The organism is Acinetobacter terrae (assembly GCF_002135195.1).
GTDB classification, from domain to species: Bacteria; Pseudomonadota; Gammaproteobacteria; order Pseudomonadales; family Moraxellaceae; genus Acinetobacter; species Acinetobacter terrae.
The window spans coordinates 225,238-245,383 of the sequence record NZ_NEGF01000001.1 but is presented as its reverse complement, the minus strand read 5'-3'; the positions used below and the strand labels follow the sequence as shown (position 1 = coordinate 245,383).

19 protein-coding genes and 1 pseudogene are annotated in these 20,146 nt (G+C 39.4%); 10 read left to right on the top strand and 10 right to left on the bottom strand.

Annotation, left to right across the window (positions count from 1 at the left end; translation table 11 throughout):
* Positions 1–3 precede the first annotated feature (3 nt).
* Positions 4–681: a response regulator transcription factor gene (locus B9T23_RS01210; RefSeq protein WP_086192602.1), complete on the top strand. Its 678-nt coding sequence runs from the start codon at positions 4–6 to the stop codon at positions 679–681.
* Between the two features lie 12 nt (positions 682–693).
* Complete coding sequence (locus B9T23_RS01205) at positions 694–2,016, top strand: ATP-binding protein (protein WP_086192600.1); 1,323 nt, start codon at positions 694–696, stop codon at positions 2,014–2,016.
* A 7-nt stretch (positions 2,017–2,023) separates the two neighbouring features.
* Here B9T23_RS01205 and B9T23_RS01200 read toward each other — a convergent pair whose 3' ends face one another.
* Complete coding sequence (locus B9T23_RS01200) at positions 2,024–2,710, bottom strand: phosphatase PAP2 family protein (RefSeq protein ID WP_086192598.1); 687 nt, start codon at positions 2,708–2,710, stop codon at positions 2,024–2,026.
* Positions 2,711–2,934: 224 nt separating this feature from the next.
* Here B9T23_RS01200 and B9T23_RS01195 point away from each other — a divergent pair, with 224 nt between their 5' ends.
* Positions 2,935–3,621 (top strand): HAD family hydrolase, encoded by a 687-nt coding sequence (locus B9T23_RS01195; protein WP_086192848.1) that lies wholly within the window; start codon positions 2,935–2,937, stop codon positions 3,619–3,621.
* Positions 3,622–3,769: 148 nt separating this feature from the next.
* Here B9T23_RS01195 and B9T23_RS01190 read toward each other — a convergent pair whose 3' ends face one another.
* A complete protein-coding gene (locus B9T23_RS01190; protein WP_086192596.1) occupies positions 3,770–4,957 on the bottom strand; it encodes an ammonium transporter in 1,188 nt (395 codons plus the stop codon).
* Between the two features lie 598 nt (positions 4,958–5,555).
* On the opposite strand from B9T23_RS01190, the gene B9T23_RS01185 reads away from it, so the two are divergent.
* On the top strand, positions 5,556–6,293 hold the full coding sequence (locus B9T23_RS01185; RefSeq protein WP_086192594.1) for a carbonic anhydrase: 738 nt from the start codon (positions 5,556–5,558) through the stop codon (positions 6,291–6,293).
* Positions 6,294–6,350: 57 nt separating this feature from the next.
* On the opposite strand, the gene B9T23_RS01180 is transcribed toward B9T23_RS01185, so the two are convergent.
* The 5 genes from B9T23_RS01180 to B9T23_RS01160 form a co-directional block, all read right to left on the bottom strand.
* A complete protein-coding gene (locus B9T23_RS01180; protein ID WP_171263039.1) occupies positions 6,351–7,076 on the bottom strand; it encodes an amino acid ABC transporter ATP-binding protein in 726 nt (241 codons plus the stop codon).
* A gap of 14 nt (positions 7,077–7,090) precedes the next feature.
* A complete protein-coding gene (locus tag B9T23_RS01175) occupies positions 7,091–7,774 on the bottom strand; it encodes an ABC transporter permease subunit (protein ID WP_086192590.1) in 684 nt (227 codons plus the stop codon).
* Positions 7,774–8,517 carry an amino acid ABC transporter permease gene (locus tag B9T23_RS01170; protein WP_086192588.1) on the bottom strand — a complete coding sequence of 248 codons (744 nt, stop codon included), beginning with the start codon at positions 8,515–8,517 and terminating at the stop codon, positions 7,774–7,776. Before B9T23_RS01170 ends, B9T23_RS01175 begins: the two co-directional genes overlap by 1 nt.
* A 70-nt stretch (positions 8,518–8,587) precedes the next feature.
* On the bottom strand, positions 8,588–9,529 hold the full coding sequence (locus tag B9T23_RS01165; protein WP_086192586.1) for a transporter substrate-binding domain-containing protein: 942 nt from the start codon (positions 9,527–9,529) through the stop codon (positions 8,588–8,590).
* A gap of 446 nt (positions 9,530–9,975) precedes the next feature.
* Complete coding sequence (locus B9T23_RS01160) at positions 9,976–10,653, bottom strand: DUF421 domain-containing protein (RefSeq protein ID WP_086192583.1); 678 nt, start codon at positions 10,651–10,653, stop codon at positions 9,976–9,978.
* A gap of 117 nt (positions 10,654–10,770) precedes the next feature.
* Here B9T23_RS01160 and B9T23_RS16715 point away from each other — a divergent pair, with 117 nt between their 5' ends.
* The 4 genes and pseudogenes from B9T23_RS16715 (at position 10,771) to B9T23_RS01145 (ending at position 14,438) form a co-directional block, all read left to right on the top strand.
* Positions 10,771–10,911, top strand: a complete 141-nt coding sequence (locus B9T23_RS16715) for a hypothetical protein (protein ID WP_171263028.1) — start codon at positions 10,771–10,773, stop codon at positions 10,909–10,911.
* Between the two features lie 55 nt (positions 10,912–10,966).
* Complete coding sequence (locus tag B9T23_RS01155) at positions 10,967–12,022, top strand: molecular chaperone DnaJ (RefSeq protein WP_086192581.1); 1,056 nt, start codon at positions 10,967–10,969, stop codon at positions 12,020–12,022.
* A gap of 161 nt (positions 12,023–12,183) precedes the next feature.
* A pseudogene (locus B9T23_RS01150) lies at positions 12,184–12,378 on the top strand (endonuclease domain-containing protein); the annotation flags it as partial.
* 92 nt (positions 12,379–12,470) lie between these two features.
* Positions 12,471–14,438: an ATP-dependent nuclease gene (locus B9T23_RS01145; protein WP_086192577.1), complete on the top strand. Its 1,968-nt coding sequence runs from the start codon at positions 12,471–12,473 to the stop codon at positions 14,436–14,438.
* A 57-nt stretch (positions 14,439–14,495) separates the two neighbouring features.
* Here B9T23_RS01145 and B9T23_RS01140 read toward each other — a convergent pair whose 3' ends face one another.
* The gene (locus B9T23_RS01140) at positions 14,496–17,387 is read right to left on the bottom strand and encodes a valine--tRNA ligase (protein WP_086192574.1); all 2,892 of its coding nucleotides are present in this window, start codon (positions 17,385–17,387) and stop codon (positions 14,496–14,498) included.
* A gap of 184 nt (positions 17,388–17,571) precedes the next feature.
* Here B9T23_RS01140 and B9T23_RS01135 point away from each other — a divergent pair, with 184 nt between their 5' ends.
* Positions 17,572–18,237 (top strand): hypothetical protein, encoded by a 666-nt coding sequence (locus tag B9T23_RS01135; protein ID WP_086192571.1) that lies wholly within the window; start codon positions 17,572–17,574, stop codon positions 18,235–18,237.
* Between the two features lie 45 nt (positions 18,238–18,282).
* A complete protein-coding gene (locus tag B9T23_RS01130) occupies positions 18,283–19,089 on the top strand; it encodes an SDR family oxidoreductase (protein WP_086192569.1) in 807 nt (268 codons plus the stop codon).
* A gap of 160 nt (positions 19,090–19,249) precedes the next feature.
* On the opposite strand, the gene B9T23_RS01125 is transcribed toward B9T23_RS01130, so the two are convergent.
* Entirely contained in the window at positions 19,250–19,684 is a 435-nt protein-coding gene (locus tag B9T23_RS01125; protein WP_086192566.1) for a YbjQ family protein, read from the bottom strand.
* A 4-nt stretch (positions 19,685–19,688) separates the two neighbouring features.
* A complete protein-coding gene (locus B9T23_RS01120; protein WP_086192564.1) occupies positions 19,689–20,045 on the bottom strand; it encodes a YbjQ family protein in 357 nt (118 codons plus the stop codon).
* Positions 20,046–20,146: the final 101 nt, after the last annotated feature.

Genomic DNA, 20,146 nt, shown 5'->3' with positions numbered 1-20,146 from the left:
AGCATGACTAAAATATTAATGATTGAAGATGATTTTATGATTGCTGAATCCAGCATGACTTTGTTGAAATATCAGCAATTTGATGTGGAGTGGGTCAACAATGGGATTGATGGTTTAAAAAAACTGACCCAAGAAAAATTTGATATTGTCTTGCTTGATCTTGGTTTACCGATGATGGATGGTATGCAGGTATTGAAACAAATTCGTCAGCAGTGGTCAGCTTTACCTGTTCTGATTATTTCCGCACGTGATCAATTACAAAACCGTGTGGATGGCTTGAACAATGGGGCCGATGACTATTTGATTAAGCCCTATGAGTTTGATGAATTGTTGGCGCGTATTCATGCTTTGTTACGCCGTAGTGGTGCAGAATCAGCATTTCAAGACAGTCCGCAAATCATTCGTTATGGTGATTTAGTTCTGGATGTGGAGCAGCATATTGCCAAGTTTAAGGGGCAATATATCGACCTTTCCAATCGTGAATGGGCGATTTTGATTCCTTTAGTCAGTCATCCCAACAAGATTTTTTCTAAAGCCAATTTAGAAGATAAATTGTATGATCTGGATAGCGAAGTGAGCAGTAATACCATTGAGGTCTATGTCCATCATTTACGTGCCAAACTGGGTAAAGATTTTATTCGCACCATTCGCGGGTTAGGCTATCGACTCGGACAACTATAAGGTCAGCAACTGGTGCAGTCACAGTATTCATTAAAAAAACGCCTGATTATTTATATCTCTGTTTTTAGTATTGCATTGGGGTGCTTGCTGATTTTTTCTGCTTATCGAATTGCATTGGAAGAAATCAATGAAGTTTTAGATGCGCAGATGCAAAATTTGGCAGAACGCGTCGCTGCACATGATCCAGAACCGGTTCAAAGCCAGTTTGATCCATCCAAGCATTATCATGAAGAAGATTTATTTGTTGATGTCTGGGCTTATGCCAATCAAGATCATAAAACGCATGATTTAGATCTGTTGATCCATCCTGTTCATAAAGCAGGATTTTACACCCACAAAACCGCACAAGACATTTGGCATACTTATGTTTTACCTTTAGAGCATTATCAGGTTCAGGTCAGCCAGCAGCAATCGACACGGCAGCGTTTGGCATTAGAGCTTGCTAGCAGTATGTTTATTCCTTACCTGCTATTTATGCCTGTTGTGATTTGGGGTTTAAGCTGGATTATTAGCCGAAGTTTACAGCCACTCGATGATTTTAAAGCTGAATTGGCACAACGAGATTCAAACGAATTAAGCGCCATCCAACTCAGTGATTATCCTGTTGAAATTGTTCCGACCATTACTGAAATGAATCATTTGTTTGAGCGTATTTCACATTCGCAACAGGAACAGCGACAATTTATTGCCGATGCCGCACATGAATTACGCACGCCCATCACTGCATTAAATTTACAAATGAAAATTCTGTTAAAACAATTTCCAGAAGATCACGATTTACAGAATTTGAGTAAGGGATTAATCCGGATTCAACATCTGGTCAGCCAGTTACTCAATCTGGCTAAACAAGATGCTTCAATTTTGAATGTGGAAGCCAAACAGCAGTTTTTACTCAATCAGGTGGCGGCTAATTGCGTTGAACAGTTGATTCATTTAGCCATGCAAAAAGAAATTGATTTGGGCATGGAGCGCCAAGAAGATGTGCTGTTGAATAGCCAAGAATCAGCCGTTCATTCCATTATTTTTAATCTGATTGATAATGCGATTAAATACACACCCAATCAAGGCGTGATTAATGTTTCTGTATTTGAACAAAATGGTTTTGCTATGGTTCAAGTTGAAGATAGTGGGCCGGGGATTGCACCCGAGTTACATGAGCAGATTCTTAAGCGCTTTTATCGGATTCATCATCATTTAGAAATGGGTAGCGGTTTGGGACTTTCTATTGTCGATAAAGCCACGGAACGATTAGGCGGCAGTATCTCTTTTTCAAGGAGTGAAAGTCTGGGAGGTTTACAGGTGAATGTGCAATTGCCACTAGTCAAGCAGATTTAAAAATCCATCACTCTGGAGAGGATGGGGTAATGGTAAAACGCTTATAATTAAATAGATAAAAAATCACATTCACCAACCAGATAATCCATGCCGTCCACAGGTTATGACTGAGAAAATGCGCTCCACGCATCATCTGTGCCCAACCCATGGCAAACCCTAAAATACAGCCCGAGACCAGAAAAAAGTAGGCACGCTTTCTATTGGATTGGCGAAAGACAGCATAGCCTGCCATGAGCGCAAAGCCAGTTGAGGCATGACCACCTGGGAAACAATGTCCTTTAGTAGCAGAAAAATCCCAGAAGAAACCCTGAGATGTCGGAATCGTGCTATTCCAAGGACAGGCATGGGCAGATTGAGATTTTAACAGCCCAATGATCGAGGTCGAGAGAATCACCATGCAAAAGAAATAACCATAGCACCAGCGCACGGGTCTTAATTTTTTAACTTTGAACGAAGCCAGCCATATAATAAAAAAACTGGCATACACTAAAATGATCAGATCTTTCACATAGCGGTGATTCAGTTTGGCTAAATACCAGTTATCACGGAGCAAGAATTTCCCCGATTCATTTACCCACGGATGAATCAGTGCAAGATCCAGTGATCCACCGATAGGAAAGAAGACCCAAAGCATGCAAAAACTAATCACCAAGAAGCAGCCTTGATAGAGGATGAAGCGTTGCTTGTCGTGCATAAAAAAGATCGATTGATTTTATTTGCGCTATTACAACAATAAAAACTTAATCTAGACTTAAGTAATCGCTGAATGGGTGTCTAAACCCTTAGAAGATTGTGCGGATATGATTTGTAGATATGCCAATAACTTTGTGCCCAATCCTGATAAGCATATTCAGGAAACAGCATAATCATGAATGTCTTCAGTGCTAGATTAGTCCACAAGATTTGTGAGGTATGAAAATGACGATTCGTGCTGTTTTATTTGACCTGGATAATACCTTAACCCATCGTGATCAAAGTATTTTGGCGTATAGTCAACATCTGGCCAGTACCTATCAGCAGCAATTACAGCATGCTGAAATCTGCCAGATTCAGTCGATTATTCGCCGTATTGATAATGGCGGTTACCCTAAAAAAGAGTTGCTCACCCATCCGAGTATTGCCGCTTCCGTGGCTTATGCGCTACAGCAAGAACTGAAATGGAACAGTCTGCCGGACTTAGATGAATTATCACAATTCTGGTTTCAGCAATTTGGATTATCTGCGGTTGCCATGTCAGGTGCGAATAGCCTATTAGCAGATTTAAAACAGCAGGATTATAAACTGGCAGTGGTTTCCAATGGTGGACATGCCACCCGTTTAACCATTTTACAAGGCTTGGGTTTTAACCATTATTTTGATGAAATTGTCAGTTCTGAACTGGTCGGTATCAGTAAACCGAATGCTGAAATTTTTCTACATACTAGCCGTCAATTGGAGGTTGAGCCGCAACATTGTCTTTTTATTGGAGATCATCCAGTCAATGATATACAAGGCGCAACTCAAGCGGGTATGAAGGCTTTATGGCTGCAAGGTTTTCATGATATTGATAGCCATCAGCAGATGAATACGATTCAAAATTTAGCTGAAATTAAACAATATTTATAATGCCTAATGTGGCTTATCTTTTTTTGGAAATAGAAGTGACATTTATATAGATAAAAAAAGCGACTCTTTCGAGTCGCGCTGAAAATCGTATTAAGTTTAAGAGCAGGTTTAAAAATCAGGTTTAAGAATCAAGTTTAAAATTTAAGCCTTAAAACATGGTGTCTTCTGAATTAGCAGAAATTTTATGAATAGATAAATCGGCACCACGAAATTCATCTTCTTGTGATAAACGGATGCCCATCGTGATTTTGAGTGCACCGTATACCAGAAATCCGCCAGCAAGTGCAATGGAGATTGCGAGGAGGGTACCAATCATTTGAGAAATTATGGAAACATTGCCGAGTCCGCCTAACCATTGTTGTCCGAAAACACCTACCGCCAAGCCACCAAATGTACCGCATACACCGTGCAATGGCCAAACGCCCAAGACGTCATCGACTTTAAGTTTATTTTGCGTATAGGTAAAGAGTTTCACGAAGATCACACCTGCAACTGCTCCAATAATAAGCGCTCCAACCGGATGCACCACATCAGAACCTGCACAAATTGCCACTAAGCCCGCCAAAGGACCATTGTGTAAAAAGCCGGGGTCATTTTTGCCCATAAAGTTGGCAGCAATGGTTCCACCGACCATCGCCATGAGTGAGTTAATCGCCACCAGACCTGAAATGGCATCCAGACGTTGCGCGCTCATCACGTTAAAACCAAACCAGCCCACGATTAAGATCCAGGAACCCAAAGCCAGAAAAGGAATGGAAGAGGGCGGATGTGCGCTCACTCGGCCATCTTTTTTATAACGGCCATAGCGTGCACCAAGTAAAAGCACCGCGACTAAAGCCATCCATCCGCCCATCGCATGCACCACTACAGAACCGGCAAAGTCATGGAAACTTGCACCAAATGTACTTGCTAACCATTTTTGTAAGCCCAAGTTGCCATTCCAGGCAATGCCTTCAAAGAAAGGATAGATCAAGGCGACCAATAATAAAGTAGCAATCGCTTGAGAACGCATTTTGGCACGTTCAGCAATACCGCCAGAAATAATGGCAGGAATAGCCGCAGCAAAAGTCAGCAGGAAGAAACAGCGCATCAGGTTATAGCCATGATCCGCAGCTAAGGTTGCGCCAATATGGAAAAAATGTTGTCCATAAGCAATGTAATAGCCAACAAAAAAGTAGGCGATGGTTGAAATGGAAAAATCAGTCAGAATTTTACTCAGCGCATTGACCTGGTTTTTATGTCGTACTGTGCCCAGCTCCAAAAATGCAAAACCTGCATGCATGGCTAAAACTAAAACTGCACCAAGAAGGAGAAAGAGTAAATCAATATTTTGCATATTTTAGCCCCATTTTAGTGCTGTTTTTCACAAAAAGAAGATCAGTATATCGAGACCTAAGATTTGAGGAAGAGCTTTGAAAAAGGGAAATATTGATCATTCATTTAAAAAAATGCTCAAGACTCGATATAAAGCAAAGCATGATTTTTAGATGCATTTCATGCACCAATTTAAGGCAAGAGATTTAAATTAAAGTATATATAAATATATGATTACTAAATTAAATTTAGGACTTGTGGTTTTGTTTATTTTTTCGGCATTTCCCCCTAGCACTGAATAGTGGCAATGTTATTGATCTAAAATATTAAAAATAATTTAAAGATAAAGTAAGCAATGCATTTTGATGAAGCAGTTTTAGCTGCTTTTATCATCAATTATGGTGCATTTTGAAAAATTTGTACTCATTCTAAATCTAAACGCAGTGTGATGTAGATACCAATACGGTAGGGTAAACTGAATGTCTTAAAACTAGATAAGATGAATAATTAATCAATATAGGATACAAAACCAATAACAAATTGGTAGTTTTAGTTTTGATCTAGCAGTTGCAACCCTAGAAGATAAGTGCTCATTTTATATTGTATTTTAAGGGTTAAAGATGAAACGGAGTATGCTTGCATCATTACTGACGCTGGTCGGTTTTAATACATTTGCAGCGGAAGGGACTCAATTTGACTGGAGTTATGCAGCACAAACTGCACCTGCACAATGGGGCAAAATCAAGCCTGAATATCAAGCCTGCGAAGGGGTGAATCAAGCGCCTATTAATATTGATCAAACCATATCCGCAACACTGCCTGCTTTAAAATTGAATTACAGCTCAAAAGCGGACACCATTATCAATAATAATCGTACCGTGCAAATCAATTTTGCTGAGGGCAGTACCCTAGAATTAGAGCAAAAAGTCTTTCATCTCAAACAATTCCATTTACATAGTCCAAGTGAAAACGCCATTAAAGGAAAAAGCTTTGCCATGGAGATGCATTTGGTGCATGCCACTGAACAAGGCGAGTTAGCCGTGGTCGCCGTGATGTTTGAAGAAGGTCAGGAAAATAAAAAGCTGAAAAAACTATGGAAAGAATTACCGAAAAAAGCCGGCAATACCGTACAACTGAAACATCAAGATTTAGCTACTGCATTCTTACCTGAAAATTTAGATTATTATCGTTTTAATGGTTCTTTGACTACACCACCGTGTTCAGAAGGCGTACGCTGGATTGTGCTTAAAGATATTCAACAAGCTTCAAAACAACAGATTCAGACATTTTCAAGCTTGATGGAACATCCCAATAACCGTCCTGTGCAACCGACCAATGCACGCCTGGTTCTTGAATAATTACATCCCAATAAAAAAGCAGATCATTTGATCTGCTTTTTAAAATGCTTAAGATGTTTAGTGCAAAATTTTATTCAGGAATTGCTGAGCACGTTCACCACGCTGGGTATTGAAGAATTCATCCTTGGTACAGTCTTCAACAATTTTGCCTTGATCCATAAAAATCACACGATTGGCAACCTGACGGGCAAAGCCCATTTCATGGGTCACACACATCATGGTCATGCCTTCTTTGGCCAGCCCTACCATCACGTCTAAAACTTCGGTAATCATTTCAGGATCAAGCGCAGAGGTCGGTTCATCAAACAGCATGGCAATCGGGTCCATACTTAAGGCACGGGCAATCGCTACACGTTGTTGTTGTCCACCTGAAAGTTGTGCAGGGAATTTATCGGCCTGAGAACTTAAACCGACACGCTCTAAATACGCCAAACCTTTTTTCTTGGCTTCAGCTTCAGAACGCTTCAAAACTTTAATCTGGGCAATGGTCAAGTTTTCAGTAATGGTCAAATGCGGGAACAATTCAAAATGCTGAAACACCATACCGACGCGACTGCGCAATAGGTTTAAATTGGTTTTCGGGTCTTTAATCGAAATCCCATCGACCGTGATATTGCCTTGTTGAAAGGCTTCTAAACCATTCACCGTTTTAATTAATGTTGATTTCCCCGAACCTGAAGGACCACAGACCACCACCACTTCACCTTGGCGAATTTGCGTAGTGCAATCTGTGAGTACCTGAAATTTATCGTACCATTTACTCACGTTCTGAATGTCGATCATCACTTTGTTATCATTCATACGTGTAACCTTCTTTGTAATTTTTTAACAGCATAAGTGGCCAACAGACTAATGGTGAAATATACCAAACCAGCAAATAAAATGTACTGGGTCAGCAGCGACATCAGGTCACCACGAACATAGTTGGTTCTGAAAAAGTCCAGTAGGCCGATGGCATATACCATGGTGGAATCCTGGAATAAAATAATAGTTTGTTGCAGCAGTAGCGGTGTCATTTTACGAAAGGCTTGCGGCAAGATAATGAGTCGCATCGATTGCCCATAACTCATGCCTAAAGCAGAAGCTGCGGCGGATTGTCCACGCGGAATCGACTGAATACCGGCACGTACAATTTCAGAAAAGTAGGCTGCTTCAAACAGCATAAAGGCCACAATACTGGAGACTAATGCGGTATCAATGGTCAGGTAATTCCCGGTTGCTGCGGTATAAATAAAAGGTACCGCAAAGTAGAACCACATCAACACCAACAGCAAAGGAATGGAGCGAAACAGATTTACATAACTTTGTGCAATCAAGTTAAAAACTTTAATGGAAGATAAACGCATTAACGCCAGTATGGTGCCAATTAAAATACCGCCTACCGTCGCAATACAGACCACTTTTAAAGTAATGCTGAAACCATGCCATAAAGCCGGGCCAGATAATTGTAAATCATTTAAAAATGCAGAGAGCCATTCCATTATTTGCCTCCTACAATTAAACCGGGTACATGTAAACGTCTTTCCAGCAAGGTCATTGCCGAGATTAAGCAGACGTTAATCACAATGAAAATAACGGTCACAATGGTGTAAATCTCGATGGTATTTTGCGTATATTCACTGATGGTTTTCATCTGGGAAATAATTTCTGCAACACCCACCAGAGAAGCCACCGAGGTATTTTTGACACAGTTGGTCAGCTCTGAACTGAGTGGCGGCAAAATGGTGCGAAAGGACTGCGGTAAAATGACGTAGCGGTAAAGTTGAGCGGTACTAAAACCCATGGCATAACCGGCATTCACTTGTCCGACCGGCAAGGCTTCAATGCCGGTACGTACCTGTTCACAGACTCGTGCAGCGGTAAATAAACCTAAACCGACACTGGCTGAAATCAGCGCCGTGGTATTGGCACCTAAGTCATTAATCCACCAATTGCGAATGGCTGAGGGTAAAAAGTTGGGAACCACATAAAACCAGATAAATAATTGAATCAGCAAAGGTACATTACGGAAAATGGTGACATAAGTTGTACCAATGGCACGTGCCGTTTTGCTCGGCAAGGTACGCATGATCCCCAGAATACTTCCGAGTACCATGGCAATAGTCCACGCGACAAAAGCAATCACCAATAACCAGCCCAGACCAACTAAAACCCATTGCAAATAGGTACTATCACCGACCCCTGTGGATTGCCACAAAACACTCCAATTCCAACTATAATTCATAGTGACTCCACTGAAGAATCAGGTAAAAAATCCATTTTTACCTGACCTTGAACGTATGTTGTTTTAAAGTTTATTGATCGCGATCGTGCGGTGTAGCAATTAATGCCTTAAGTTGATCTGACATTTTGAAGTTTAGATTAATATTTTTGGGTGGAATCGGTTGCTGGAACCATTTCTCGTACATTTTGTTGATTTCACCGGAACTATAGGTGGCTTTAATTGCATCATCGACCACTTGCTTAAAGCCTGTGTCGCCTTTACGCAGCATACAGCCATAAATTTCGTGAATTGGTGCTGTACCGACAATTTCCCATTTGTTCGGATCCGAAGCTTTGGATTTTTCACCGGCAAGCAAGATGTCATCCATCATAAAGGCAGCGGCACGACCATTTTGTAGCATCAAGAACGATTCTGCATGGTCTTTGGCAGAAATAATTTCACCAATGCCAAGTTCTTGCTGATGCTGGCGAATATAGCGTTCAGATGTTGTACCGGCTGTAGTAACCAGTTTTTTGCCTTTAAGATCGGTGAAATCTTTCACCCCTGAATCTTTAGCCGTAAGTAGACGAGACCCGACTTCAAAGAAACCGACAGAGAAATCAACCTGTTGCTGACGTTCTTTGTTATTGGTGGTTGAACCACACTCCAAATCGACTGTGCCATTAGAAACCAAAGGAATACGGTTTTGACTGGTAACGAGATTGTAGCGAATTTTCAAGTCCGGCATATTCAATTTTTGTTTAACCGCTTCAACCACTTTCAGTTGTAAGTCATGGGCATAACCGACTGGTTGATTCGGATTGTCTGCAATATAAGAGAACGGAATAGAAGAATCGCGATAGCCCAATACAATGGTGCCAGATTTTTTAATCTTATCCAGCGTGCCAGAGGTAGTTGCATCTCCAGTGGTTTTTTCGCCCGATGCCGGAGCTTTATTGTCGCTACAAGCACTCAGTCCAAGCATCAGCGCGCTTGCACAAAGTAGAGAGGTCATAGTGCGTTTAGGTGACATATTGAAAACTCCATTTCTATTATTAATCATCATTTGTTTTCGATTTAGACCGATGATTCATTCATCAGTTTGAGATAACAAATGATACTTTTTGTTGCGTTTATTTTTTAATCTTGGCTTTCATCTTAATCGAGTTTAGAGGGCAGGCTCAAGCAAGATTTTTTACCGTTTTGTTAATGATAAATGATTCTGTTTTATACGTTTTTTAGGATAATAGAAGATATATAAATAGAGCACAATTTGTACCAGAATCAACTTATATCAATCAGGCTTAGACTATAGAATGTCTTTTTTCGAGTGGTAAATATGAATTGGATGATAAAAAATATAAAAATAAATATTTTAAGAGTATGAAAATAATAAATTTTTAGATCAGGAACTGTATTTTGTTATGAAGATAGCCATTGATTCAATAGGCTCAAGCAATCTCATTAAAAGATGATAACTTAAGCAATTCTTTGATGATTCAGTGCTTTTGTCCAATCACAATCTCCACAGCGTTTACATTGCTGTTTGGGATGATGAATGAAGTCAGTAAAGCCACAATAGATACAGGAATAATAGGTGTGAGGTTTGACATCTTCTACGATATTACATGCTTTGGGAAATAGCGGCAGACCATATTTGGTTTGTTCGGGTTCAAAAAATAGAATACTAAATTTGCCATCGGTTTCTAGTAGTGCAGTTCTGACTTGTCCGAGATGTTCTGTATTTTGCTGACGCATTTCTGCAAAAAACTCGTCATGAGAGTATTTGCCTTTTTTAATATCTTCTAATACCAGCATGCCATCTTCTACTATATACAGTGATTTTCCTTCTAAAAAGTCTTCAAAAGGCTGGAATTTCATCATGAGCCAAGTGGTCAAACGGTACATGAAAATAATAATGCTCATGACAATAATCGCTTGAATCATGGGAATGTCTTCATTGAACATCGGGTCGCCCGCAATCGAGCCGAGCGCCAAAATAATGGTGACTTCAAAGATAGAAAGTTGTCGAACACCGCGTTTACCCGTAAGCCTTAAAAACAGGACGATCATGATGAACATGATCACACAGCGGATGAGAATTTCTATTGCAAATAACAACGTGGTGTCGTAGATAAGAAGATCAGACCAATCCATTTTTATTCCTTGTTGTTGTTATTCAAAACTTTAACAAATTATTGATGGATGGATTTGTAGCTTTGTGTAGTGATTTTTACTGAGGATTATTTCCGGTTAAACTTAAGAAAAATAAAAATGACTTCTCTAAATACAAATCAAAACTTACTGCTTTTTGCCAAAGACATGCGAAGCCGTCCGACTTCTGGTGAAGCTTCGATGTGGCAAATGTTACGTGCCAAGCATTTAATGGATATGAAGTGCTATTCAGCAATGTAAGAGAAACACCTCATGTAATTAAGGTATAATTTTTTCTTTTGCTTCTATCTTCCCTATGTCTTTCGATTTAAAAACCACTGTTCAGCCAGATGCAGAGCTTTCGCCACAACAGAAAAAGCTCAATCGCCTGATTGAGAAAATCGAACAGCAAAAAACAGACTTGGCAGCATGGGAAAAAGCTCAAAATGACATTCAACAACACGCTCGTAAAACCTTTGTGCCTGCTTATAACGAATTACACACTGTATTGTTTCAGCAACTTGAAAAGTTGTGGAAGCACTTACATAGCAGTGGCTTTTCAAAAGCAGAAGTCGTGCAGCTCGATGAAAAAATCCAACACCTTGCAGCTTACTTGAAAGACTCAAAAGCCTTGTCAGAGCAAGAGGCCAATACCGTCGAAGAAATTGATACCTTCTACCAGCAATATGCAGAACATACAAACGCGAAGAAAACCAAGAAAAAGCCTTTCGTTGAATCTAATCCTGTATTTGAAACAAGCACACCAGATATAGATGATGGATTTGATGAATTCGCTGACACAGACCATGGGGATAGTGAACAGCACAGCCAAGCACGTGAACAAGCCAAACTCAAAAAGCAGCAGGAGAAACGAGAGAATGCGGCAAAAATGGCAGAGCAGTCACTCAAAACCGTGTATTTAAAAATTGCTGCCATCATTCATCCTGACCGTGAGCAAGATGAAAGCAAGAAACTTGAAAAAACTGAAATGCTGCAACACGCCAATGCCGCTTATGAGCAGCAGGATTTATTCTATTTGCTCAAACTTCAAATACAGATTGAGCAGAATAGAGAGGCAACACAAAAAGGTTTAAGCGCCGAGCAAGTGAAGTTTTATAAACTGGCACTTGATGCACAAAGTCAGCAGTTAGACAGTCAAATAGATGACATCATTGATTCATTGGTTTGGTCAGAGAATGCCAAAATTGCAGTGCAAAAGTCCAAAGGAAAAATTCAGATCGCTGATTTGTATAAGCAAATTGATGCTGATACCGCAGCAATTAAACAGCAAGTGAAATGGGAAAAAGAACGGCTTAAATATATGAGTCGGGTGAAAGGGCTAGAGATGTTGTTGGAGAATGGGGCGCTGTAATTTTAATAGCGTCTCTCCCTTGCGCACTCAAAATATATTTTGAGGATGCTCATCTCCTGAGAGGAGAGGGAACGTTCATTATAAAATTAATGCTGATATTAAATCACATGATGCTCCCTCTCCCTTTGGGAGAGGGTCGAGGGTGAGGGAAATTAGGTATAATGATCAAAACAATAAAAATAAAATTCCATGACCAAAAACTCGACCCTCAACTTTTAATCTTTGCCAAATCTATGCGCCACACAGCCACCGATGAAGAACATTTGATGTGGCAAGTTCTTAGAGCAAAGCATTTCATGAACTTAAAATTTCGCCGTCAGCATATAGTTGCGCCGTATATTGTGGACTTTTTCTGTATTTATATATCTATAGACATTTAGTTTACTAGTTTTACACTATTAGTTATGTTAACTTTATAATAATTATACAAATTTTATTTTGGGGAATTATGTTAGTTGGTGTCTTTCTTCGTCACTTTAAAATTTATAAGGGGGCTAGATATATTCCATTTGGCTTAAATGAATTAGAAAATTTTAATTTATTTATCGGTCAGAATGGTGCTGGTAAAAGTTCAATTTTGGAATCATTAGACTGTTTCTTTAACAGTAGTGAGTTTATTGTACATTTCTCAGAAAAAAAGAGTGAAGCTTTTGTAGCACCTTGTTTTTTAATTAAAAAAGAAGATTTAAATAAGTTTGATAAAAATGTTCAAAAAATTATTCCTATAATAAGTGAGCTATTTTTTAATGTCGATCAAACAAAATCGGTCAATTATAATTCGTACAATAATTTTTTTGATCAAAGAGATAATTTTCTAAAGCATAGGGAAACTCATTATTTTATTACTTATGCTTTTTTCCCATTTCCTGAGCGTGATACCAATAGCATTTTTTTTACGTTTGATAGCTATATTAAAAAAGGTTTAAAAGAAAGTCAGATTTTAAAAGATGAAAGAGAGCTTAATAAAGTTTTAATGACTTTGAAAGTTGATCTTTTAAAAAATTATTCATTCCAATATATACCTGTTGAAACTTCATTAAATGACTTTTTGAGGCTTGAATCGAAAGGTATGCAGGACTTAATGAGTGAAAATATTAAAAAAAGAATTGAAGAAATGCTCAACTCGAAATTACAGATTAAAGGTGAGAGGACAGTCAACAAAAGTACTTTAGATCTCTTAAATTCAAATCTTGAAAAATTTGTTGAAGAAGTTCAAGAAACTATTAAAAAAATTGATAGGAATTATTCTTTTGCTAGAGAATACAAGTCAAAATCAAATCTTACTGCAAATCATTTAACAGATATTATTATTGAAACATTTTTTGATAAAAGAAGGCTTAAAATCGATAAAAAGCCTATAGAGCACTTATCTGCGGGTGAGAGAAAAAAAGCTTTGATTGATATAGCATATGCTTTTTTAACTCAAGAACGTGATACGTCACAAAATATTATCCTAGCAATTGATGAGCCTGAGGCATCTTTACATATATCAATGTGTTATGGCCAATTTAGTAGGTTGCATGAATTGGCAAAAAAATTTAATGTTCAGATGCTAGTAAGTACACATTGGTATGGTGCATTACCAATATTAGATAAAGGAAACTTATTTCATATACATGATAAGAATAATTCTGTGCAAATTAATCAATATTCATTTAAGAATTATTTTCAAGAAAATGGAAGTCATCCAGATGACATACATTTTAAAAGCTTTTTTGATTTAGTTTCTTCAATTGTAAGTTCATTAAGGCTACATAGAAAACATTGGTTAATAGTAGAAGGTGAAGAAGATAAAAATTATATTTTAAATTATATAAGTAAAGATAAAGCTGAAAATTTGATAGTTCTACCAGTTGGTGGCTGTGCAATTATTTTGAATTTATATAATTATTTGTATGCACCGCTTTCACAAAATAATGAATCTAAAGAAATTAATAGTAAGGTTTTTTGTTTAGTTGATACTGATTTTCAGGCGCTTAAAATTGATGATAGTTTTAGATCTCAAACAAAGAAAAATGAATTAGTGATCCGAAGACTACAATTTAATAGAGATAAAATTGAATTATGCAAATTAGAAAATAATAATAGATCACCAACCGAAATTGAGGAGTGTTTAAATGCTTCTACTTTTTATAAGGCATTAAGCCAAGCTATTGATTCTGTTGGTGATGAGAGTATTCAAAAAATATTTAGTAATTTTGAATTTGATGAGCAAAAGACATATAGCTTTATACAAGGTGATAACTCAATAATTTATCCCAAAAGAGACTTTGACCTAGAAGGAAATCCATCTAATTATAAGGATTTAATTTTCAATTTTGTTGATAAGAATAAAGAGTTAATTTGTAATCTTTATTGTAAGCAAGAAAATGAAACTACTCCTCCATGGATTTCTGAGTTAGAAAGTTTTTTATAGAATGTCTTATAAAAAATCCCCTCACTAAGAGGGGATTTTTTAAATCAAATTACAGCATTAAAGCGCTGCAATCTGATCCATATTCGCTTGAATCTTCACTAACTGATCAGCAAATTCAGCCAATTTCACTTTCTCGCCTTCAACCACAGCAGCAGGCGCTTTCGCTACAAAACCTTCATTTGCAAGTTTTCCTGCAATTTGGTCATGCTGCTTTTGAACTTTATCAAAGTCTTTCTGCAAACGACCGAGTTCCGCTTTAGGATCAATTAAACCCTTCATTGGAACAAATACAGAGGCATGACCAACAACTGATGAAGACGACAATGGTGGTTGTTCGCCATCTGCCAAATAAGTGATGCTTTCTACTTTTGCCAATGCTTTAAACAATGGTTCAATACGTGAAATTTGGGCAACTTCAGCATCAGTGATGTTTTGCATCAATACTGGAAGTAAACGCGCATTACCTAAACCCATCTCACCACGGATATTACGTACAGCGCCAATCAAACCTTGTAGCCATTGCATATCTGCTTCGGCTTGGTCATTAATCAACGCTTGATCTGCAACAGGGTAAGCCGCAGTCATAATGGTTTCACCGCCCAAGCCAATCATTGGTGCAAGGGTTTGCCAAATTTCTTCAGTCAAGTACGGCATGATTGGGTGTGCAAGACGTAAAGATGCTTCCATCACTGCAAGAAGAACACGACGAACTTCCGCTTTACGTTCTTCCGATACATTTTCATCATTCAGAACAGGCTTGGTCAGTTCTACATACCAGTCACAGTATTCATTCCAAATGAACTCGTAAATCGCTTGTGCAGCCAAGTCTAAACGGTAGGTTGCAAATGCTTGTTGAACTGCAAGTTCTGCTTTTTGTAGACGGCTCACGATCCATTGTTCAGGCAATTCCCAAAGATCAGGACGTGCAGTTTGACCCACAGTTTGACCTTCAACGTTCATCAGAACGAAACGCGTACCGTTCCAGATTTTGTTACAGAAGTTACGGTAGCCTTCAACACGTTTCATGTCGAACTTGATGTCACGACCCGTGTTAGCAAGCGCACAGAATGTGAAACGAACCGCATCTGTACCGTAAGACTGAATACCTTCCGGGAATTCTTTACGGGTTGATTTTTCAATCTTCGCCGCTTGTTTCGGGTTCATCAAACCTGTAGTACGTTTTTGTACCAAAGTTTCTAAATCTACACCGTCAATTAGGTCTAAAGGATCAAGCACGTTACCTTTAGATTTAGACATTTTCTGACCTTCGCCATCACGAACGAGACCATGAACATACACAGTTTTGAACGGAACTTGTGGCGTGCCATCTTCATTCTTCATGAAGTGCATGGTCATCATGATCATGCGGGCAACCCAGAAGAAGATGATGTCAAAACCAGTCACCAATACATCAGTCGGGTGGAAGGTATTTAGGAAATAGTTTTCTGCATCTTTCTTGGCATCGCCAGTCCAACCTAAAGTTGAGAATGTCCAAAGACCAGACGAGAACCAGGTATCCAAAACGTCTTCGTCTTGTTTCAGTTCTACATCAGCGGCAATGCCATTTTCTTCACGAACTTCAGCTTCAGAACGACCCACGTAAATGTTGCCATCAACATCGTACCAAGCCGGAATACGGTGACCCCACCACAATTGACGTGAGATACACCAGTCTTGAATGTTGTTCATCCAAGCCATGTACATGTTGCTGTATTGCTCAGGCACAAATTTGATGTCGCCATCTTTAACCGCTTTAATGGCAGGCTCAGCTAGTGGCGCAATTTTCACATACCATTGGTCTGTCAATAATGGTTCAACGATTACGCCTGAACGGTCACCGCGAGGTGCTTTCAAGTCATACGGTTGAATTTGATCTAACCAGCCTTCAGCTTCAGCTTGTTCAACCAGTTTTTTACGTGCAGCAAAACGCTCTAAACCAATATAGTCTGCAGGTGCAGGAATGGTTTTGGAAATCTGTTCGCCCGCTTTCGCGATATATTCGAACTCAGCCAACACTTCAGCATTTTTGTTGAAGATATTGATGATTGGCAAGTTGCAACGTTTACCTACTTCATAGTCATTGAAGTCGTGCGCAGGGGTGATTTTTACACAGCCTGTACCGAAGTCTTTTTCGACATATTCGTCAGCAACAACAGGAACCAAACGACCTGAAATTGGCAGAACGATGTTTTTACCGACAAGGTGCGCATAACGTTCATCTTCAGGATGAACCGCAACAGCGGAGTCACCGAGCAAAGTTTCAGGACGAGTTGTCGCTACAACCAAGAAGTCATTGCCATCTTTGGTGCGAAGGTCTTTATCTTCAAAGAAATATTTAAAGTGCCAAAGTGAACCTTTTTCTTCTACTGATTCAACTTCAAGGTCAGACAGGGCAGTTTGTAATTTTGGATCCCAGTTGACCAGGCGTTTACCGCGGTAAATCAAACCTTCTTTATGTAAACGCACGAATACTTCTTTTACGGCATTTGAAAGACCGTCATCCATGGTGAAACGTTCACGTGACCAGTCTACAGAAGAACCGAGGCGACGAATTTGACGGGTAATGTTACCGCCAGACTGTTCTTTCCATTCCCACACTTTTTCAATGAACTTTTCACGACCCAAGTCATGACGGCTGATATCTTGTGCTGCCAATTGACGTTCAACCACCATCTGGGTTGCAATACCGGCATGGTCAGTCCCCGGTTGCCATAAAGTGTTTTTACCCGACATACGGTTGTAACGGGTCAAGGCATCCATAATGGCATTGTTAAAACCATGACCCATGTGCAAGTTACCAGTGACGTTTGGTGGCGGAATCATGATACAGAATGAATCGCCTTTTCCAGACGGCTTAAAGTAGCCGTTCTCTTCCCAAGTCTTGTACCATTTTTTCTCGATCTCGGTAGGATCGTATGTCGTAGCAATATTTTGCGCAGAATCAGTCATAGTCAGAACAGATCAAAAGTGAATAAAAATTAGGACTATTGTAGCAAAAAAATTACGGAATTAGGCAGCTTCACCAAATGCAAACTTTATGCAATTGGCATACACTGCATAAGATATTATGATAAGAGTTGAATAAAAACAGCGCGAATGGTCGCAGAATAATTCTAAAAAGGACATTATCGGTATGAGCTATTTCATTTCTTTAAAATTAACCCGAGAAACCCATCAGCGGTTTCAGCAGATTCATCAGCAATTGAATCAGGGTGAAAGCCAAAGTTTAGCCAAACCTTTAGGTGAGGTTCTGGCTGATATTTCCTGTGAAATTGTCGATCAGGTGTTTGGTGAAATTGCGCGGTTATCGACTTCGGCTGATCGAGAATCTGAAAAAATGGTCCAACAAATTTTAGATACCGTACGTAAATATATGCCATGGTCGGTTTCATTCTTTGGCAATGATCGCTTGATTCCGATGGTGAATTATCTCAAAGATAGGGCCTATGAGAAAAATGGTCAAAATTATATTTCTTATAGTGTCGATCATGTCTTGGTGGTGGAATTGCTGGAATGTGTAGAGCAAATGAAAGAAGGAAATACACATTATGTTTCCCCAGGCTTAAAAGCATTTACCCAGTTGGTCGATCAAGGGGTGACGAGTCTGGTTCGTGAACCTAAAAACATGTTGAAATTCAATTTGGTGGTGGATAAAACCTTAAACGGCGTGATTCATTTGACCACACAGATGGGCTATAAGCGTTTAGAAAAACTGGGTACACAGTATGATTCGCAACTGACTCATCGTTATTTTGATCATTTTTTGATGTTTTTGAATCATGAGCAAAAAAATCAATAAAGTATCAACGCATTATTAATCGTAAGTGTAAACAGGAACAGCAACATGGCGAAGCAGGACAGTTTGAACAATAAAGTGGTATGGATTACCGGTGCATCTTCAGGTTTGGGTAAGGCGCTCGCACAAGAGTGTGCCTTGCAAGGGGCACAGATTGTACTCACTGCTCGTCGTATGGATGAACTGGAAAATGTTCGTCAAAGTTTAATCAATCCAGATCAGCATATTTGTATCAGTGCCGACATTACTGATGAAAATCAAGTTCGCCATGCTTATGAACAAGTATTGAATCAAAAAGGGCGTATTGACTGGCTGATCAATAATGCTGGACTCAGTCAGCGTGCCTTGATTGCCGATACCACCATGCAAACTGAACGTGCCATTATGGAAGTGGATTATTTTTCGCAAGTATTTTTAACCAAAACCGTTTTGCCGACCTTCTTAAAGCAAAAATCGGGTCGAATTGCATTTGTTTCCAGTGTCGCAGGTTTATTGGGTACGCAATATCGCGCATCGTATTCGGCTGCGAAAGCTGCGATTCACATGTGGGCCAATAGCTTACGAGCAGAAGTGGCGGATGAAGGGGTAGGTGTTTCTGTCATTTTCCCCGGCTTTGTTAAAACCAATGTTTCATTCAATGCATTAAATGGCGAAGGCAAACCACAGGGCCATCAGGATGAAGCGATTGAAAATGGTTTGCAACCTGACGAATTCGCTAAAACTGTAGTCAAGTCTCTGTTGAATGATGAAGAATATATTGTGGTTGGCGGACGTAAAGAAAAACTTGGGGTAATGGTTTCACGTTTATCACCACCCACACTGTATAAAATGATTCGCAAGATGAAGGTGAAATGATATCCCTCAGCATGAGTTCCCCTCTTTATTAAAGAGGGGTTAGGGGAGATTATTTCATTAATCCCTCCCTTGCGCACTCAGAATATATTTTGAGGATGCTCACCCTTGAAAAGGGAGGAGCTATTAAAGGCCCCATTTTTCAAAGTGGGCTTTTAAAAGCTTAAGAGGAAATCGCTGTACCATAAGCAAATACTTCGACCATCCCGCCTTGCATACCGAGTTCAGTGGTACTTAAGCGCAAGCCCATAATATGGGTCGCGCCCATTTTTTCCGCTTCCAGTTTTAAACGCACAATGGCTTCGCGTCGCGCACGTTCAACCACACTTTCATAACTGGTTAAACGCCCACCAAAAAAATTCTCAATATTGGCAATCACATATTTGAAGTAATCATGTGAAATGACCACATTGCTACTCACCAGTTGCCCATAATAAGGTGAGGTTTTAAAGCGGCTATTATCCAGCGTGATATAAGCCAGACGATGTTCTTGTTCATCCAGTTCATTTAAATGCTTTCTTTCAGTATGGCGACCAAAGCCCCAACCTATCGCAAATAAAATCACAAAGATGGCAATTTTTAATATCAAGGCATCCATAAGCTTAGCCCTGAGTCGGGAAGGGATCAGGCAATTTTTGTGCATTTGCTTCAACCACTACCGCAGTGCCATAAACAAAAAGTTCAGAAGCGCCCTGGGCAATATTTGAAGTCGAAAAGCGAATACCCACCACAGCGTTTGCACCGATTGATTTTGCTTTTTCAATCATGCGGCTCATGGCTTCCTGGCGTGATTCTTCAAGCAATTCTGTATAGGCCGTCAGTTCACCACCGACTATATTTTTTAAACTTGCAAGCAGGTCACGTCCAACGTGTTTGCTACGCACCGTGCTGCCATACACCACATCAATCTGACGAATAATAATATGTCCCGGAACAGATTCTAGATTACTTAAAAGCATTTTTTGATATTCAAATAAAAGAGGTTGTAGTGAAGATAGGAAATCAGGCTTTAAAAAGCAATAAAAAAGCCTGCATAGAGCAGGCTTTTTAACAACGCTAA

Excerpts from the sequence above, each read along its gene's own strand:
- B9T23_RS01180 (WP_171263039.1), bottom strand. The coding sequence starts at position 7,076 with ATGATCGACATTCAGAACGTGAGTAAATGGTACGATAAATTTCAGGTA.
- B9T23_RS01190 (WP_086192596.1), bottom strand. The coding sequence starts at position 4,957 with ATGCAAAATATTGATTTACTCTTTCTCCTTCTTGGTGCAGTTTTAGTT.
- B9T23_RS01185 (WP_086192594.1), top strand. The coding sequence starts at position 5,556 with ATGAAACGGAGTATGCTTGCATCATTACTGACGCTGGTCGGTTTTAAT.
- B9T23_RS01200 (WP_086192598.1), bottom strand. The coding sequence starts at position 2,710 with ATGCACGACAAGCAACGCTTCATCCTCTATCAAGGCTGCTTCTTGGTG.
- B9T23_RS01125 (WP_086192566.1), bottom strand. The coding sequence starts at position 19,684 with ATGGATGCCTTGATATTAAAAATTGCCATCTTTGTGATTTTATTTGCG.
- B9T23_RS01135 (WP_086192571.1), top strand. The coding sequence starts at position 17,572 with ATGAGCTATTTCATTTCTTTAAAATTAACCCGAGAAACCCATCAGCGG.
- B9T23_RS01170 (WP_086192588.1), bottom strand. The coding sequence starts at position 8,517 with ATGAATTATAGTTGGAATTGGAGTGTTTTGTGGCAATCCACAGGGGTC.
- B9T23_RS01160 (WP_086192583.1), bottom strand. The coding sequence starts at position 10,653 with ATGGATTGGTCTGATCTTCTTATCTACGACACCACGTTGTTATTTGCA.
- B9T23_RS01175 (WP_086192590.1), bottom strand. The coding sequence starts at position 7,774 with ATGGAATGGCTCTCTGCATTTTTAAATGATTTACAATTATCTGGCCCG.
- B9T23_RS01130 (WP_086192569.1), top strand. The coding sequence starts at position 18,283 with ATGGCGAAGCAGGACAGTTTGAACAATAAAGTGGTATGGATTACCGGT.
- B9T23_RS01165 (WP_086192586.1), bottom strand. The coding sequence starts at position 9,529 with ATGTCACCTAAACGCACTATGACCTCTCTACTTTGTGCAAGCGCGCTG.
- B9T23_RS01145 (WP_086192577.1), top strand. The coding sequence starts at position 12,471 with ATGTTAGTTGGTGTCTTTCTTCGTCACTTTAAAATTTATAAGGGGGCT.
- B9T23_RS01155 (WP_086192581.1), top strand. The coding sequence starts at position 10,967 with ATGTCTTTCGATTTAAAAACCACTGTTCAGCCAGATGCAGAGCTTTCG.
- B9T23_RS01210 (WP_086192602.1), top strand. The coding sequence starts at position 4 with ATGACTAAAATATTAATGATTGAAGATGATTTTATGATTGCTGAATCC.
- B9T23_RS01120 (WP_086192564.1), bottom strand. The coding sequence starts at position 20,045 with ATGCTTTTAAGTAATCTAGAATCTGTTCCGGGACATATTATTATTCGT.
- B9T23_RS01195 (WP_086192848.1), top strand. The coding sequence starts at position 2,935 with ATGACGATTCGTGCTGTTTTATTTGACCTGGATAATACCTTAACCCAT.
- B9T23_RS16715 (WP_171263028.1), top strand. The coding sequence starts at position 10,771 with ATGACTTCTCTAAATACAAATCAAAACTTACTGCTTTTTGCCAAAGAC.
- B9T23_RS01140 (WP_086192574.1), bottom strand. The coding sequence starts at position 17,387 with ATGACTGATTCTGCGCAAAATATTGCTACGACATACGATCCTACCGAG.